Below are 12,974 nucleotides of genomic sequence, written 5' to 3'. Positions count from 1 at the left end.
TGTTGGTTTCTATACAGATAATTCATCATCTGAACCAACGCAGGTGACTTCGTTTGTTTGACAGTAGGGATAGCGCAGAATACGATTGTTCCACCCGAAATAAAATTCGAATATCGAAATTTGTTGCGTCTTCAAATCAATCAAAGGCAAAAAGCTTTTTCTTCGTTGAGAACAATGCGGCCGAAGAAATGGCGATAGAGCAGGGAGAAATCTGATGAAGAGAAGAATCGCCATTGTGGCTGGCGCTATTATGTTTTCAACGAACGCTTTCGCAGGCGACGTCATGGATAAATGCATGGCCGCTGTTGAGCCGCTTGGCTCGCCCGATCCCGAGGGGCAGTGCACATGCTTTGTGGATGCGATGACGGATGAGCAGGCGGAAGAATATCTCGCCATCTCCGATTGGGACAGCGATGCGTCCGATGAACTGAAAAATATTGGCGTTCAGTGTTTTCCGGAAATCAATTAGCGCATTTGGCCTCACCGGTTCCTTGATATAGGAAGCGAAATTCTGTGGCTCGCGGCGCTCTGAATTGAAGATGAAAGCTTTGTTTGAAGTTTTTCGGATCGAGCGCCGCGGCCCTCCTGATGGGCTGGCGTACTCCGCCGGCAATCGTCAGAAAGCGAAGTAAAGTCCCACGATATTTCAATCTCAGCCTTTTCTCGTTGTAAAGAATAATTCTTGCCGCTTCTGTGCTGCTTTTGCGGTTTTAAAAAGCGCTGAATGATGAAAACCTAGGTCGCCATTATCGGATCCGGTCCCACCGGCCTGATGCTGGGCCATTTGCTCCGGCAGGCGGGCATAGGCGCAGTCATCATCGAACGTCAGTCGCAGGCGCATGTGTTATCGCGTATTCGCGCAGGTGTTCTCGAAACGGTGACAACCGATCTTCTTGAAGATCTTGATATTGCGACACGCATGCGCGCTGAAGGATTGCCTGCCGGGTTCAACCTCGCCTGTGGTGAAAGGCTGATCCGGATCAACATGCGCGCGCTCACCGGCGCAGACGTCATGGTTTATGGGCAAACCGAATTGACCAAGGATCTCATTGACGCAGCGCCGGAGAGGGATCTGGAAATTATCTGGGCGGCGGCCGACGTCGCGCTTCATGACGTCGCCAGCGATAATCCTTATGTCACCTATACGAAAAATGGCGCCACGCAGCGCATTGATGCGCGGTTTATCGCGGGGTGCGATGGTTTTCATGGCCCGTCACGCCAGGCGGTTCCGGCGTCAAAAGGCAAGAGCTTTGAGAAGGTCTATCCTTTCGGTTGGCTCGGCATCCTGTCCGATGTGCCGCCCTGCAATCATGAACTCATTTACGCCATTCACGAAAACGGATTTGCACTTGCGTCTATGCGTTCGCCGACGCGCAGCCGCTATTACATTCAGGTCCCTCTAGCGGATAAAGTTGAAGACTGGCCTGACAAGCGCTTGTGGGATGAGTTGTGTGTGCGTCTGCCGCCTGAAGCGGCGGCCAATGTCACCAGAGGCGCAGCGCTCGAGAAATCGATCGCGCCGCTGCGGTCCTTTGTTTTTGAACCGATGCGGTATGGGTCGCTTTTTCTTGCGGGTGACGCCGCTCATATCGTGCCGCCCACAGGGGCAAAAGGCCTGAACCTCGCCGCATCTGACGTGCGTTATTTATCTCGCGCGCTGATCGCCTGGTTCGAGCGGAACGATAATGACGCTGTGGCGGGCTATTCTGAAAAAGCACTTTCGCGCGTCTGGAAGTCCGAGCGCTTTTCCTGGCAGCTCAGCATGCTGATGCGCCGTTTTCCGACTGATGGCGATTTCGACCGGCGTGTGCAGATTGCAGAGCTTGGCTACATCGCCTCTTCCGAAGCGGCGCAAAAGACGAGACGGTGGCCGAGAACTATGTCGGCCTGCCGTTATAAATACGCCGCCTAGATCAGCGCAGAGTTTGCCTAGCCGCGTTGCTCGTTGATCCATTCCACGGTCTTGGAAAGGCCGCCAAATGGATAGAAGTGAAGCCGTACGCGGCCATGTTTTTCAAAGTCGAGACCGTCATTGAGCGCGCCGACAAGTTTGTTCGGGCCGGCGGTGCCCATGAGTTGCGTGAGCGACACGCCATACTTCGCCATCACGGAGGCTGAGGCGCCAACGCCGCAGCGCGCCGCAAAGCCGAGAAGCCGTTTAATGCCAGCCGGGCCCGGCACGCCGATGCGCACCGGAGAGTCGATGCCGCGCGCGCGCATTTCTTCCAGCCATTCCAGGAAGGGCTCGGCGGAAAATCCGAATTGCGTCACAATGATGGGCAGCATGTTGCGTTCGCGAATTTCTGCGATCTTGTTTTCCATCCAGACCCACAGATCGTCGTTCGAGACATTGGGGTGGCCTTCGGGATGGCCGGCGATGCCGATCGCCTTGATGCCGTTCTGCTCAAGGACGCCGGTTTTGATGACCTGAAGTGAATCTTCGAAAGGCCCTTCCGGCGTCGGCGGGTCGCCTGCGATGACGAAAAGCCGTTTGACGCCGGATTCGGTCGTCACCTGTTTGATCATGTCCTCGAAAACGTCCACCGATGTCAGGCGCCGCGCCGATACATGCGGCATGGGTTCAAACCCAAGATCACGGACAGCTTTTACGGCCGCAATGCGCGCGCTCATTTCCTCGCCCGGCAGGAACGTCACAGCGATCGGCGTTTGAGGGGCGATCATGGGAGCGGCTTCGCGCAACGCCGGCACATCTTTTGCGGTGATTTCCAGCGAATAGCCGTCCAGGAGGTCGTCGGACAGCGTTTCCCAGTTGGGGTGAATTTCAGCGTAGGACATAAGGCGCATTCCTTCAGTCGGCCCGGTTTTCAGGTCTTATATACTGATAGGAATACCCGCCAGCGCTTCCGGCGCTAGCATGATTGCGCACGAAATTGGTTCCATTCCTCTACAGATGCCGCGGAGCGGGTATTTCTGGTAATACTTAACGTCCGGAGCGCGCCTGAAGAGGATGCTCCGTTCTTGTCTTGCGACGTCGTGCTTGGCGCTTGTTAGAACCAGAACCGGACGCCTGCGACGAGTGATACGACCGACGGGTCCTCGCCATTCGAGCGGGAGAAATCGGCCGTATCCCCGAGGTCGCGCGTCCAGTGAACGCCAATATAGGGAGCGAATTCCCGCTTGATTTCGTAGCGCAGACGCGCGCCCAGTTCGATCGTTGAAAGTCCTTCGCCGATATTGAGCGCATCAACGGTTTGAAACGAAATATCCGCTTCCGCGCTTGGCTGAAGGATGAGCCGTTGCGTAAGCATGAGCTCATATTCCGCCTCCAGCCTTGCGCTGACATCACCTTTGTCGCTGACAAAAAGAGCCGCATCGACTTCGAACCAGTAAGGCGCGAGCCCCTGCACGCCGAGAACGGCGTAGGTTCGCGACGGGTCCGGACTGAAATCATGACGCACGCCTGCCTGGAAATCGAAATAGCGGCTGACAGCGCGCGACCACAGCGCCTGAACTTCGGCTTCCTCGAATTCATTTTCTTCGAAGGAATATTCAGTTTCCGTTTTAAGCCAGAGTTTGTTGCGATCGCCGCCCCACCATGCCGCGCCTTCCAGCATCAAGGTCGGGTCTCCTTCGCCCGTCTGGACCTCAAAACGGTCGGCGAGAACATAATAGGTCGTCCCGGCGCCATGTTCTTTAAGCACCGCCTTGCGCGCTTCGGCCATTTCCTGAGGATCGTTATAGGCGTCGCCTTGCGACCAGGGCGCAGCCTGATCTTCGGCCGAAGCCATTGTCACCGTGGAACACCATGCGAGCAGGGCCGATAAGATCGTTTGCATCTTCATGATCAACGCCCCCCATGTTTGTGGGCGTCATGGGCGGCGGGAGGCGGGGTGTCATGTCCTTCATGTTCCATAGTCGATGGCGGCCGGCCGTCGCCTTTCGGAAGAACGGAGACGACTTGCATCATGCCAGCATGCATGTGGAACAGAAGGTGACAGTGGAACGCCCAGTCACCCACATGATCGGCAGTGACGTCGAAAGACAGTTTCTCTCCGGGTTTCACATTCACCGTGTGTTTACGGGGGCGATGATCGCTGTCTTCCGTGAAGAGGTCGAAGAACATCCCGTGTAGGTGAATAGGATGAGTCATCATGGTGTCATTGACGAGAGTGAAGCGCACGCGTTCGCCTTCGTAGAGCGTGATGGATTTTTCGATGGCGGAGAATTTGACGCCGTCAAACCCCCACATGAAACGTTCCATATTGCCGGTGAGATGGATTTCAATTTCCCGTTCCGGCGCCCGCAGATCAGGATTACGATCTGCGCTTTTTAGTTGTGTATATCGCAAGGCGCGATGCGGAACGTTTTCTAACCCAAGCCCCGGCTCATTGAGGCGGTTTGTCGGCATGTCAGCAACCATGTCGACGCCGACGCCCATTTTATGATTGTGCGCCTGTTTCGCCATGCCATGGCCGCTATGTTCCATGCCAGCCATGTTCCCGTGATCCATGGCCATGTCTTTATGAGTGAGGACCGGGCGTTCGCGCAGGAGCGGCGCGGTGGCGCGCATGTCAGGCGGGGGCGCGAGCGTCGCAACCGCCTGGCCGAAGCGGTCGATCGCTTCGGCGACAATGGCGAAAGGGCGTGCGCGTTTGGGTTCGACAATCACGTCGTAAGTTTCCGCAACGCCGATCTGGATCTCATCAGTGTCCACAGGCTGGACCTGAAGACCGTCCGCCTGCACCACTGTCATCGGCAAACCCGGGATGCGGAAGTTAAAGATTGTCATGGCGGCGGCGTTGATGATGCGCAGGCGGATGCGCTCCCCTGTTTCAAACAACGCGGTCCAGTTGTCTTCGGTCGAATGGCCGTTGATAAGGTAGGTGTAGACTGCGCCGGTTACGTCTGCGATGTCTGTCGCCGACATCCGCATGGCGCCCCACATGGCGCGGTCCTCAATAGTTGCGCCAAGTCCTTTGTCGCTTGCGTCCCGAATGAAATCGCCAAGCGTCCGCTCCTGCATGTTGAAGACTTCGTTGTTCTTCTTCAGCTTGGCGAAGACTTTATGCGGGTGTTCGAACAGCCAGTCCGACAGCACCAGCACATATTCGCGGTCACAGGAAACCGGATCAGACCCGGCGGGATCGATAATGATGGGGCCGTAAAGCCCGCTTTGTTCCTGAAGCCCGGAATGGGAGTGGTACCAGTAGGTGCCGCTTTGCGGGACAGCGAAGTCGTAGGTGAAGGTCTCGCCCGGCTTGATGCCGGGAAAAGAGACGCCGGGAACGCCGTCCATATAGAAGGGCACTAAAAGCCCGTGCCAATGTATGGAAGTGTCTTCTTCAAGCGTGTTGCGAACATTGAGCGTGACATGTTCGCCTTCGCGAAAACGGATCAGCGGCGCCGGCAGGCTGCCGTTCACGGTCACGGCATGTCCTTCCCGGCCGCCGATCATGACGGGCGTATGGCCGATAGACAGATCGAAATTTGGTCCTGTCAGCGCCGCCGGGCCTTTCGGCGCGCCATGAGATTCATGAGTGCTTTGGGCCCAGGCGGGAAGAAGGCTTGCCGCGCCAGCATAAGCGCCGCTCGCTGCTGCGCTGCGTAACAGATGTCGTCTTGTAAACATGTTGCGCCCCTTAATGGTGGCCGTGATGTTGGCCAGCATCAGGCGAGGCGCCTTCGCAGCTTTCATTCGCTTCGGCGGTGATCCGCGCCTGTTCTTCGCTCATGGCTTTCATGCAGGCCATGTGGGCGTCGTCATCAATCTCCAGCGAACACATCATGGCGATGGACCATGCGTCGTTCTTGGCGGGCTTCAGCATGAAGTGGACTTTTTCGCCTTCATAGAAAGCGGCGAGGTCGACAATTTTCTCAACGGTGAAGTCCATGGTCATCTCGTCCCATTCGAGCGCCTTGATCGGCTTATGGGTGAGATTGAGGCTGGCGTTTTTGACATCGAGTGAATTGATGACGCCTTCGCCCATGGGCAGGGCGCATTTGTCGGCGGTTTCCATCATGTGGCCGTCATGGCCTTCATGATCCATTTTGTGCGCGTCTTGCGCGAAACTGATGGGTGTCAGGAAAGACGCCGCCATGGCGAGCGGCAATATAGAAAAGCGTTTCATGGATTATCTCCGTTGTTGAATGCTGAAAGGCAAAAGCGCGGCGCAAAGGCGCTGCGCATCAGCATTCAAGTCAGGAGACGGATTTTCATGGCGACAGGAGAAAGTCGGGGTGGCGGCGCCCGGCTGACAAGCGGAAAACCACTGGCCACGGTCAGTCGTGGGGCTTTCACTTCCGGCTCCGCGGGCAGGATCACGAAAGCGGCAGACTTGACCGGTGATACAAGCGCCTGAGGCGCAAGCGTATCTGCGACCAGTTGGTGAACATTATGGAAGCCGCAAGGGTCGCTGTCACCGCAGTCGTGAGACGGAGCCGTCTCATGTTCGAGCGCCGGCTGGTGTTCAGCATGTTGAGCATGAGCGGCGTGTTCGCCGTCATGGCTGGCGGTCAGGTGATGGGCTTCGCTCGCCGATTCTTTGTAAGGCGCGCAGGCGCAGGCCGCCTGCGCCGACCCGAAGAGGAGGGCGGCGGCGAGAAGGACAGCAATGCGTAAGCGTTTGATCATAGGGTTCACTATTGGGGATAAATCTACCTTGCGGCCCCGGGGCGGTCAAATCGCCAGATGCGGCAATCATGAATTTGTGAGCGCCGCCGTGCGGCCCGTCGCAGGGTGAATAGCCTCCGTTGCCATTCGGAACCGCAAGCCGATTGAATTTGCGCGCCCAGGGCCGGCCCGGTAACCTTTACTAAAGCCGATAAAACATTTGGGGAGAGACGCCATGGGAAAACTGGTCAGAACGGCGCTGATTGCAGGCGCGTCCCTGGCGGCGGCCAGCGCCTGCGGCAAGGAGCCAACAGCGGGCGCCGATGAAGGACCCTCCGTACGCGCGCTCATCACCCAGGATTCCATGAATGTCTATCGGCGTTTTGTTCCCGAACAGACAGAGGCGATGGTCGCCTTCTATCATGAGGTGCTGGGGCTGAAGCCCCTGCAGCCTATCGACCTTGGCGGCGGGCAACGGATGATCCTTTTCGGCATTGGCGGCGGACAGATCAAACTTGCGGCCGGGCTGAAGGAAGGGCGGCAATATCATCTTGGCGGCGTCAATGATGGAACGGGCATTCGTGTCTTCACCCTTTATTTTCCGGATGAGGCGGCACTTGCCGAACGTTTTGTCGCGCACGGTTATTCGGCGCCTGATTTCGCCGACGCTGGTGACGGCGCGCGCGCTGCGCTGGTGCGCGATCCGGGCGGTTTTTCACTGGAGCTTGTCATTGCGCCTGACGCCGCAGAAGAGACCTATGAGCGGGTGGATGTGGGCGTTAATGCTTCTGATCTTGAGGCGAGCCGCGCCTTTTATCGTGACTTCGTCGGGCTAGATGAAATGCCGCCGGTCGAGGACGCTTTGCTTGGCGTCACCAAACTCCCCTATCGTCATGGGGCGACTACCATCAATCTATGGTCTGTTGGTGAGAGGCTACCTGCTGATACGGGCAGCGCCGGCATCCAGTATGTCGTGAGTGATGTAAACGCCGTCGACGCCAATGCGAAAACGCGCAACATCACCGTTGAAACGCCGCTCGGCGATCTGCCCGGGTTTGATTTGCGGTTCGTGTGGCTTAATGATCCCGACGGTGTGACGAATTATTTTGCACAGATCGGCGTTCGCGGAGACGATGCAGAGTAGCCGGGTTTAAGGCTGATTACTCCGCAACCTGAATAATATAGTCGGCGAGCGCAGCGATTTCATCGTCACTCAATTGGCCGGCGAAAGGCGGCATGGCGCCGCCGCCATTATTGATGCGGCTGATGATATAGTCCGGCGAAAGGTTGGGGTTGCCGTCGAGCGCCGGGCCGATCGTCGAGACTGAGCCAGCGTCAGCCAGTGTGTGACAGCCGCTGCAGGACCAGACCTCAAACAGCTCACGCCCCCAATCGGGATCGCCGGCGCTGGCCTGACTGGCCAGTAGAGAGCCTGCGAGCAAGGCGGTAGACGCCACTATTGGCGCAGCGAGTTTCAACGTCGCATTGGCCGGAAAAAGCTTCACGATGATATCCATTGGTTGTGCAACCCGGTTAAAGGATAACGCAGATTGTTTATACCGTGAAGCATATGCGTCTTATTTCTCGCCCATGTTTTCGGGGCGTTTCCCGACAGGATCGCCGCTCCACACGGCGCCCGTCACAGGATGCGGGTAATGGAAGGGAACGACTCGCGTTTCCGGCCAGACCGGCGGTGTTGAGGGCAGCAACTCGTCCGGGCCGTTCGGGTCTTCAGGATAGGTTTTTGTCAGCGGCGGCAGGAGCGCGCCGCCGACCGCCCATCCCTTTTCATAATCGGCCTGCCATAGCAGGGAATAATCATAGACGCCGATTTTCCAGACGCCGTTTTCGCGGACATAAGTGTGTTCATAGATACCCGCCTCCCAACAGGCGCGGGGCATGCCCGGCACTTGCGGCCGGCTTTCATGCGTGCCCGCGAGCATCAGGCAGCGGAAGCGGCCTTTTGCGCTTTGGCGGTCGGGGGCAATGGTGATGATATCCTGCAGCAGGAGGTGATCCAGAAAGAAGCCGTAGACCGGGCCATTATGGCCGCCAGTGAAAAGTTCTCGAAACCAGCCGCACATTAGGCGGCGAATGCTTTCCTTGCCGCGATAAACACCGTTCAGGAAAGTGGCGACACCGTCTTCGGCGAAAAGGTCGGCGACTTCATCGTAAAGGCATTTATCGAGATAATAGCCATATTTGTATTGCAGCGCGCAAATCTCATTACGGTCTTTTAGAAGGCCCACCTCGTCGCGCAGCGCCGCCATTTCTTCTTTCAGGGCTGCAATATCGTCCGTATTGGTCATTTCAGGTCTCGCAGGTTTTTTGTTGTTGCGCTTTGTCGCGATGCGCAGGCCGTAATTTTCAGCGCAAAAGTCTCTTTATTCAAAACTGAGAGCGAAATCGATCTAGTTCGGCGCGGACGCCGCTTGCCCGCCGCAGGGATATCATTGAAGCTCGGCCCGCTGGAAAGAAAGGCGCCGCTCATGTCGAACAATGATGCAATCGCTGCATTGCAGCGTGAGATAGAAGGTTTAAAACAAAAGACAGACGAACTTTCAAAACGCGCCGGGATGGCGGAGGACTATATCGCCATCTGCAATCTTCAGGGCGCTTATGGCTATTATGTGGACAAGGGCCAGTGGAACGACGCCGCCGATCTTTTTGCAGAGGACGGCACGCTCGAAATCGCCGGGCGCGGCGTCTATAAGGGGCAGGCGCGCGTGCGCCAATATATGAATAACTTTCCGAAATATCAGCGCGGCGTTCTCTTCAATCACATGCAATTGCAGCCGGTCATTACGATTTACACCGAGACGGGATCTGCAAAAGGGCGCTGGCGCACCTTTATTCAGATTGCAACGCTTGGCGTTGAGGCGCGCTGGGGGGAGGCGACTTACGAAAATGAATATGTAAAAGTTGAAGGGCAATGGCGCATCGCAAAGCTCCATGGCTTCATCACGTTCTATTCGGAATATGAAAAGGGTTGGGACAAGGGCGGCGTCAAACTTCTTCGCTCCTTCAAAGGGCTCGAGCCCGATACGCCGCCAACGGTTGAGTATGAAGCCTGGCCCGAAGTGTTTATCCCGCCTTATCACTATCCCAACCCCGTATCGGGACGCCCGAACAAGGGGTCTGTCTAACCAGGCGCCGGGCGGCAATCATAGAAAGAGCGAATATGGGCCAAGCGCGCCTAATCCTGCCTTTGTTCTTCATGGTGATGATGATCGACGGCTATGATCTTGCGGCTTTGCCGCTGGCCTTGCCTTATCTAGTGAAGGAAATGGACGTAGCGCCCAGCGCTTTCAGCGGGGCTTTATCGGCGGTGCTGGTGGGGCTCGGCGCTGGCGCGCTGCTAATTGGCCCGCTTGGCGACCGTTTCGGGCGGCGCTTGTTGATTGTTGCGTCTTTAACGCTGATCGCCGCCGCAACAATCGGCACAGCCTTTTCGTCGACCATTACAGAATTTGTCGCTTGGCGTTTTTTCACGGGGCTCGCGCTTGGCGCCTGTTTGCCTAACGTCACGGCCTGTACAGCCGAGTTCGCATTGCCGGATCGGCGGGCGGCGACAATCGCGCTCATTTCCGCTGGTATTTCAATCGGCGCCATCACCGCCGGGCTGATTACGCCCTTGCTTGTGCGCCTCGGCGGCTGGGAGTTGATTTTTTATGCGGCAGGCGCATTCATTCTTGTGCTGGCTGTTGCGCTATTTCTGGCGATGCCGGCAACTGACGCCACATCCCGTAAATCGGATGACGCACCGGCGACGCGTGGCTCTATCCTCGCGCCGTTGAGCCCTCGCTATTTACCCGCGACTGCGCTCTTCGTCGCCTTTTATACGCTGAATGTCTTCGTGCTTTATATGATCGCCAGCTGGTTGCCGCATTTGTTGACGGTCGCAAAGCTTTCCCTCGACGCCTCGTCGCAACTGACTGCCTTTTTTCAGGGCGGGGGACTGGTCGGCGGCCTTCTTATCTCATGGTTTATCGATCGTGGCCGCGGCGTCGCAGCCTTTCTCATTGTCTACGGACTCGCCATAGCGGCATTCTGGGCCGCCGGCGCGGCGGGCGCGAGCTTCGCCATCTGGGCCGGGCTGTTGTTGTTCATCGGCGCCGGCGCTTCCGGCGCGCCGCTCGCCATCATGGCGCTCAGCTCTTCTTTTTATCCGGCGCATGTTTATTCGGCGGCGATTGGTCTTGCGGTGGCGATTGCGCGCCTCGGCGCCATCGCCGGTCCGCTGGTCGGCGGGGCGCTTGTCGCCCGCGAATACGCGCCGCAGTTTTTTCTCATGATCTGCGCCGCGCCGCTGATCGTCTGCATGGCTTTGGCCGCGCTCAGCGCACGTATAAAAAAAGCGGGTGCCGTTTAAGCTTTATGCGGGCTATCTTTCGCGACTTGCTTGAGAAAAGCAGCGTTCGCATCGATCAGCTCGCGAACGGAACGCGCCTTGCGGCCGGTCAGCTTTTCGACATCATCGGTGCAGATGTCGAGACACCCTTCGCGGATCGAGCGTTCGAAACTCACCATATCGTCCGAGTTCCACGGGATTCCGGCCACGGTCTGGTCGTCAACAGGCTCACGCGGAATACCGAGCACATCGAAATGGGCGTACATGCCTTCGTCATCGGTTTCGACCAGCTTCACTTCCTTGCCGGAAACCTCGCTCAACATGGCGGCGATTTCTTCGAAGTTTTCACTGTTCGGGCCGGTGATGGGATAGGCCTTGTTTTCGTGCCCGTCTTGCGTGAGCGCCGCCACAGCGCAATCAACACAGTCCTCGCGCCAGACCATGGCTTCGCGGCCGCCATTGGTGCTGGTCAGCCATGTGCCGGAGGCGATGAAGCCCGGCCCGGCGTTCAGGATCATGGCGTCGGCGTAATGAGCGTCGCGCAGAAACGTCCAGGCGCATCCGCTTTTCTTGATTAGATTTTCCGTTTCGCGATGGTCGATGGTGACGATGGCGGGGTTGTTTTTATCGACATTCACAAAGCTCGTATAAAAAATATGCTTGACGCCGTTCGCCGCCGCCGCGTCGATCGCCGCTTTGTGTTGCGGCACCCGTGCGCCGACACGCGTGCCGGAGATGAGCAGCATTTTTTCTGCGCCGCGCACGGCGTCAGCCAGGGTTTCCGGTTTGTCAAAATCGCCATAGCGCACGTCACAGCCCTGCGCTTTGCGGTCTTCGAGCTTCGCAGGCGTGCGGGTAATCAGGATAAGATCGTCGGCGAAGCCTTTCGCGATCAGCTTGTCCGTCGCCATGCGACCATACTGGCCCGAGGCGCCTGTAATCACGATCCTGGTCATGGTTCGGCTCCTCCGCCTATAAAAGGGCGTAATAACGAATGGTGTTGCCGTCTTTGCGGCGCCGGCCGATCCCCACAAAAACATGACGCATCAGCCATTCATGAGGGCCTTTTTCCGTCTCGAATGTTGGCGAGGAGCGCAGATAGAATTCCTCGAACGGCACTTCCGGTCCGTCGCGGAACATCCAGTCCTGCATGCGTTTTAACGTGTCGGCTTTGCGGCCCCACAAAAACCCTCGATTGTGCATGAGAATTTTTGCGCCATCCTCAGCCTCCAGCATATAGCGCGCATCGCTGGCGAGGACGTCGTCGGGGCGAAAAAGCGCCCAGTCGCCGCCGCTGCCGGGCAGGACAACGCCGTTGAGTTTCGGACCTTTGACGACGCCGCTGTCGATATACACAAAACCGCGGCCGGCGCCGCTCGGCATGTCGGGGATGGAATCATAGCGCGCAAAATTGATCTCGATTTCAAAGACGAATTCGAGCTTGGGCGCGTCAGGGGCCGAGCTGCCGCCAAAGGGAATGTTAGGAAGGTCGGTCATGGGCTCCTGCTTATTTGCCTGTTAGGCCATGACCCAGCGGAACATCGTTTTGTCTGCGTCAAGCCGGGTTTCAGCGCGCACCCGCAAGCCTTGTTCCTCCGCAAGACCACGAAGGAGAACAAAATCGCTCCAGCTCGTAAAGCCGTGAAGCGCGCCGCGGTTTTTGCTGAGCCGGGTTTTCCATAACGCCACTAGATCACCGGTGAGCGGAATGGCGGCGGTTGATGAGTGCGCAGCCTTTTGTGCAAGTCTTCGCGCTTGCAAAATATTTGGAGAATAAACAGTGAAGAAGAGGGCGGTTGGAACAGCGCTGGCTCCGGCTGCGGCGCCTGCCGACAAAAGCGTCGCTGCGCCGCCGGCGAGAATGTCTCTGCGTTTTAGTGTCAGCATCCGCCGCATCTCCCTTTCTCTCGCAGACTTCTCTTATGGCAGGAAAGTTCCGCGCAAACCTGTCCGGAAAGTTCAGTTTAGCCTTAAAATCCCGGTTGTTTCAATTATAACGATCGTTATGATGATGCAATAGGGATGAACGCAAGGCGCCGGGAAAGCAGCATC

Annotated in this window: 14 protein-coding genes and 1 pseudogene; 5 read left to right on the top strand and 10 right to left on the bottom strand. The window is 57.3% G+C overall.

Annotated elements, in window-relative coordinates; genetic code table 11:
* The first annotated feature begins 214 nt into the window (after positions 1-214).
* Entirely contained in the window at positions 215-469 is a 255-nt protein-coding gene (locus tag ACFC5L_RS16210; protein ID WP_375203337.1) for a hypothetical protein, read from the top strand.
* 303 nt (positions 470-772) lie between these two features.
* Positions 773-1,899 (top strand): annotated as a pseudogene (pobA, locus tag ACFC5L_RS16205) (4-hydroxybenzoate 3-monooxygenase).
* A 30-nt stretch (positions 1,900-1,929) separates the two neighbouring features.
* Here pobA and ACFC5L_RS16200 read toward each other — a convergent pair.
* The 5 genes from ACFC5L_RS16200 to ACFC5L_RS16180 form a co-directional block, all read right to left on the bottom strand.
* Positions 1,930-2,796 (bottom strand): methylenetetrahydrofolate reductase, encoded by an 867-nt coding sequence (locus ACFC5L_RS16200; protein WP_375203338.1) that lies wholly within the window; start codon positions 2,794-2,796, stop codon positions 1,930-1,932.
* Positions 2,797-3,008: 212 nt separating this feature from the next.
* Positions 3,009-3,803 carry a copper resistance protein B gene (locus ACFC5L_RS16195; protein ID WP_375203339.1) on the bottom strand — a complete coding sequence of 265 codons (795 nt, stop codon included), beginning with the start codon at positions 3,801-3,803 and terminating at the stop codon, positions 3,009-3,011.
* 2 nt (positions 3,804-3,805) lie between these two features.
* On the bottom strand, positions 3,806-5,590 hold the full coding sequence (locus ACFC5L_RS16190) for a copper resistance system multicopper oxidase (protein WP_375203340.1): 1,785 nt from the start codon (positions 5,588-5,590) through the stop codon (positions 3,806-3,808).
* Positions 5,591-5,600: 10 nt separating this feature from the next.
* On the bottom strand, positions 5,601-6,089 hold the full coding sequence (locus ACFC5L_RS16185) for a copper-binding protein (protein WP_375203341.1): 489 nt from the start codon (positions 6,087-6,089) through the stop codon (positions 5,601-5,603).
* A 65-nt stretch (positions 6,090-6,154) separates the two neighbouring features.
* Positions 6,155-6,592, bottom strand: coding sequence for a hypothetical protein (locus ACFC5L_RS16180; protein ID WP_375203342.1), 438 nt, complete (start codon positions 6,590-6,592; stop codon positions 6,155-6,157).
* Positions 6,593-6,806: 214 nt separating this feature from the next.
* Between ACFC5L_RS16180 and ACFC5L_RS16175 the strand changes: the two genes are divergently transcribed.
* The gene (locus tag ACFC5L_RS16175) at positions 6,807-7,715 is read left to right on the top strand and encodes a VOC family protein (RefSeq protein WP_375203343.1); all 909 of its coding nucleotides are present in this window, start codon (positions 6,807-6,809) and stop codon (positions 7,713-7,715) included.
* 16 nt (positions 7,716-7,731) lie between these two features.
* On the opposite strand, the gene ACFC5L_RS16170 is transcribed toward ACFC5L_RS16175, so the two are convergent.
* Together ACFC5L_RS16170 and ACFC5L_RS16165 are read right to left on the bottom strand one after the other, a co-directional pair.
* Positions 7,732-8,076 carry a c-type cytochrome gene (locus ACFC5L_RS16170; protein ID WP_375203344.1) on the bottom strand — a complete coding sequence of 115 codons (345 nt, stop codon included), beginning with the start codon at positions 8,074-8,076 and terminating at the stop codon, positions 7,732-7,734.
* 72 nt (positions 8,077-8,148) lie between these two features.
* Complete coding sequence (locus tag ACFC5L_RS16165; protein WP_375203345.1) at positions 8,149-8,880, bottom strand: nuclear transport factor 2 family protein; 732 nt, start codon at positions 8,878-8,880, stop codon at positions 8,149-8,151.
* Positions 8,881-9,060: 180 nt separating this feature from the next.
* Between ACFC5L_RS16165 and ACFC5L_RS16160 the strand changes: the two genes are divergently transcribed.
* Entirely contained in the window at positions 9,061-9,717 is a 657-nt protein-coding gene (locus ACFC5L_RS16160) for a nuclear transport factor 2 family protein (protein WP_375203346.1), read from the top strand.
* Positions 9,718-9,752: 35 nt separating this feature from the next.
* Complete coding sequence (locus ACFC5L_RS16155) at positions 9,753-10,943, top strand: MFS transporter (protein WP_375203347.1); 1,191 nt, start codon at positions 9,753-9,755, stop codon at positions 10,941-10,943.
* Here ACFC5L_RS16155 and ACFC5L_RS16150 read toward each other — a convergent pair.
* From ACFC5L_RS16150 to ACFC5L_RS16140, 3 genes are read right to left on the bottom strand one after another with little or no spacing between them, the layout of a single operon-like run.
* On the bottom strand, positions 10,940-11,878 hold the full coding sequence (locus ACFC5L_RS16150) for an SDR family oxidoreductase (RefSeq protein WP_375203348.1): 939 nt from the start codon (positions 11,876-11,878) through the stop codon (positions 10,940-10,942). The two genes, ACFC5L_RS16155 and ACFC5L_RS16150, sit on opposite strands and share 4 nt — an antisense overlap.
* A gap of 16 nt (positions 11,879-11,894) precedes the next feature.
* The gene (locus ACFC5L_RS16145; protein ID WP_375203349.1) at positions 11,895-12,419 is read right to left on the bottom strand and encodes a DUF3237 domain-containing protein; all 525 of its coding nucleotides are present in this window, start codon (positions 12,417-12,419) and stop codon (positions 11,895-11,897) included.
* 21 nt (positions 12,420-12,440) lie between these two features.
* A complete protein-coding gene (locus ACFC5L_RS16140; RefSeq protein WP_375203350.1) occupies positions 12,441-12,809 on the bottom strand; it encodes a hypothetical protein in 369 nt (122 codons plus the stop codon).
* Positions 12,810-12,974: the final 165 nt, after the last annotated feature.

The sequence above is a fragment of the Hyphococcus sp. genome (assembly GCF_041986965.1).
Taxonomy (GTDB): Bacteria; Pseudomonadota; Alphaproteobacteria; order Caulobacterales; family Parvularculaceae; genus Hyphococcus.
Note: the sequence above shows the minus strand (reverse complement) of the source record. Positions and strands in the feature narration are given on the sequence as shown.

Bases quoted from the DNA above. Each gene is read 5' to 3' on its own strand.
- ACFC5L_RS16210 (WP_375203337.1), top strand. From the start codon at position 215: ATGAAGAGAAGAATCGCCATTGTGGCTGGCGCTATTATGTTTTCAACG.
- ACFC5L_RS16200 (WP_375203338.1), bottom strand. From the start codon at position 2,796: ATGTCCTACGCTGAAATTCACCCCAACTGGGAAACGCTGTCCGACGAC.
- ACFC5L_RS16195 (WP_375203339.1), bottom strand. From the start codon at position 3,803: ATGAAGATGCAAACGATCTTATCGGCCCTGCTCGCATGGTGTTCCACG.
- ACFC5L_RS16190 (WP_375203340.1), bottom strand. From the start codon at position 5,590: ATGTTTACAAGACGACATCTGTTACGCAGCGCAGCAGCGAGCGGCGCT.
- ACFC5L_RS16185 (WP_375203341.1), bottom strand. From the start codon at position 6,089: ATGAAACGCTTTTCTATATTGCCGCTCGCCATGGCGGCGTCTTTCCTG.
- ACFC5L_RS16180 (WP_375203342.1), bottom strand. From the start codon at position 6,592: ATGATCAAACGCTTACGCATTGCTGTCCTTCTCGCCGCCGCCCTCCTC.
- ACFC5L_RS16175 (WP_375203343.1), top strand. From the start codon at position 6,807: ATGGGAAAACTGGTCAGAACGGCGCTGATTGCAGGCGCGTCCCTGGCG.
- ACFC5L_RS16165 (WP_375203345.1), bottom strand. From the start codon at position 8,880: ATGACCAATACGGACGATATTGCAGCCCTGAAAGAAGAAATGGCGGCG.
- ACFC5L_RS16160 (WP_375203346.1), top strand. From the start codon at position 9,061: ATGTCGAACAATGATGCAATCGCTGCATTGCAGCGTGAGATAGAAGGT.
- ACFC5L_RS16155 (WP_375203347.1), top strand. From the start codon at position 9,753: ATGGGCCAAGCGCGCCTAATCCTGCCTTTGTTCTTCATGGTGATGATG.
- ACFC5L_RS16150 (WP_375203348.1), bottom strand. From the start codon at position 11,878: ATGACCAGGATCGTGATTACAGGCGCCTCGGGCCAGTATGGTCGCATG.
- ACFC5L_RS16145 (WP_375203349.1), bottom strand. From the start codon at position 12,419: ATGACCGACCTTCCTAACATTCCCTTTGGCGGCAGCTCGGCCCCTGAC.
- ACFC5L_RS16140 (WP_375203350.1), bottom strand. From the start codon at position 12,809: ATGCTGACACTAAAACGCAGAGACATTCTCGCCGGCGGCGCAGCGACG.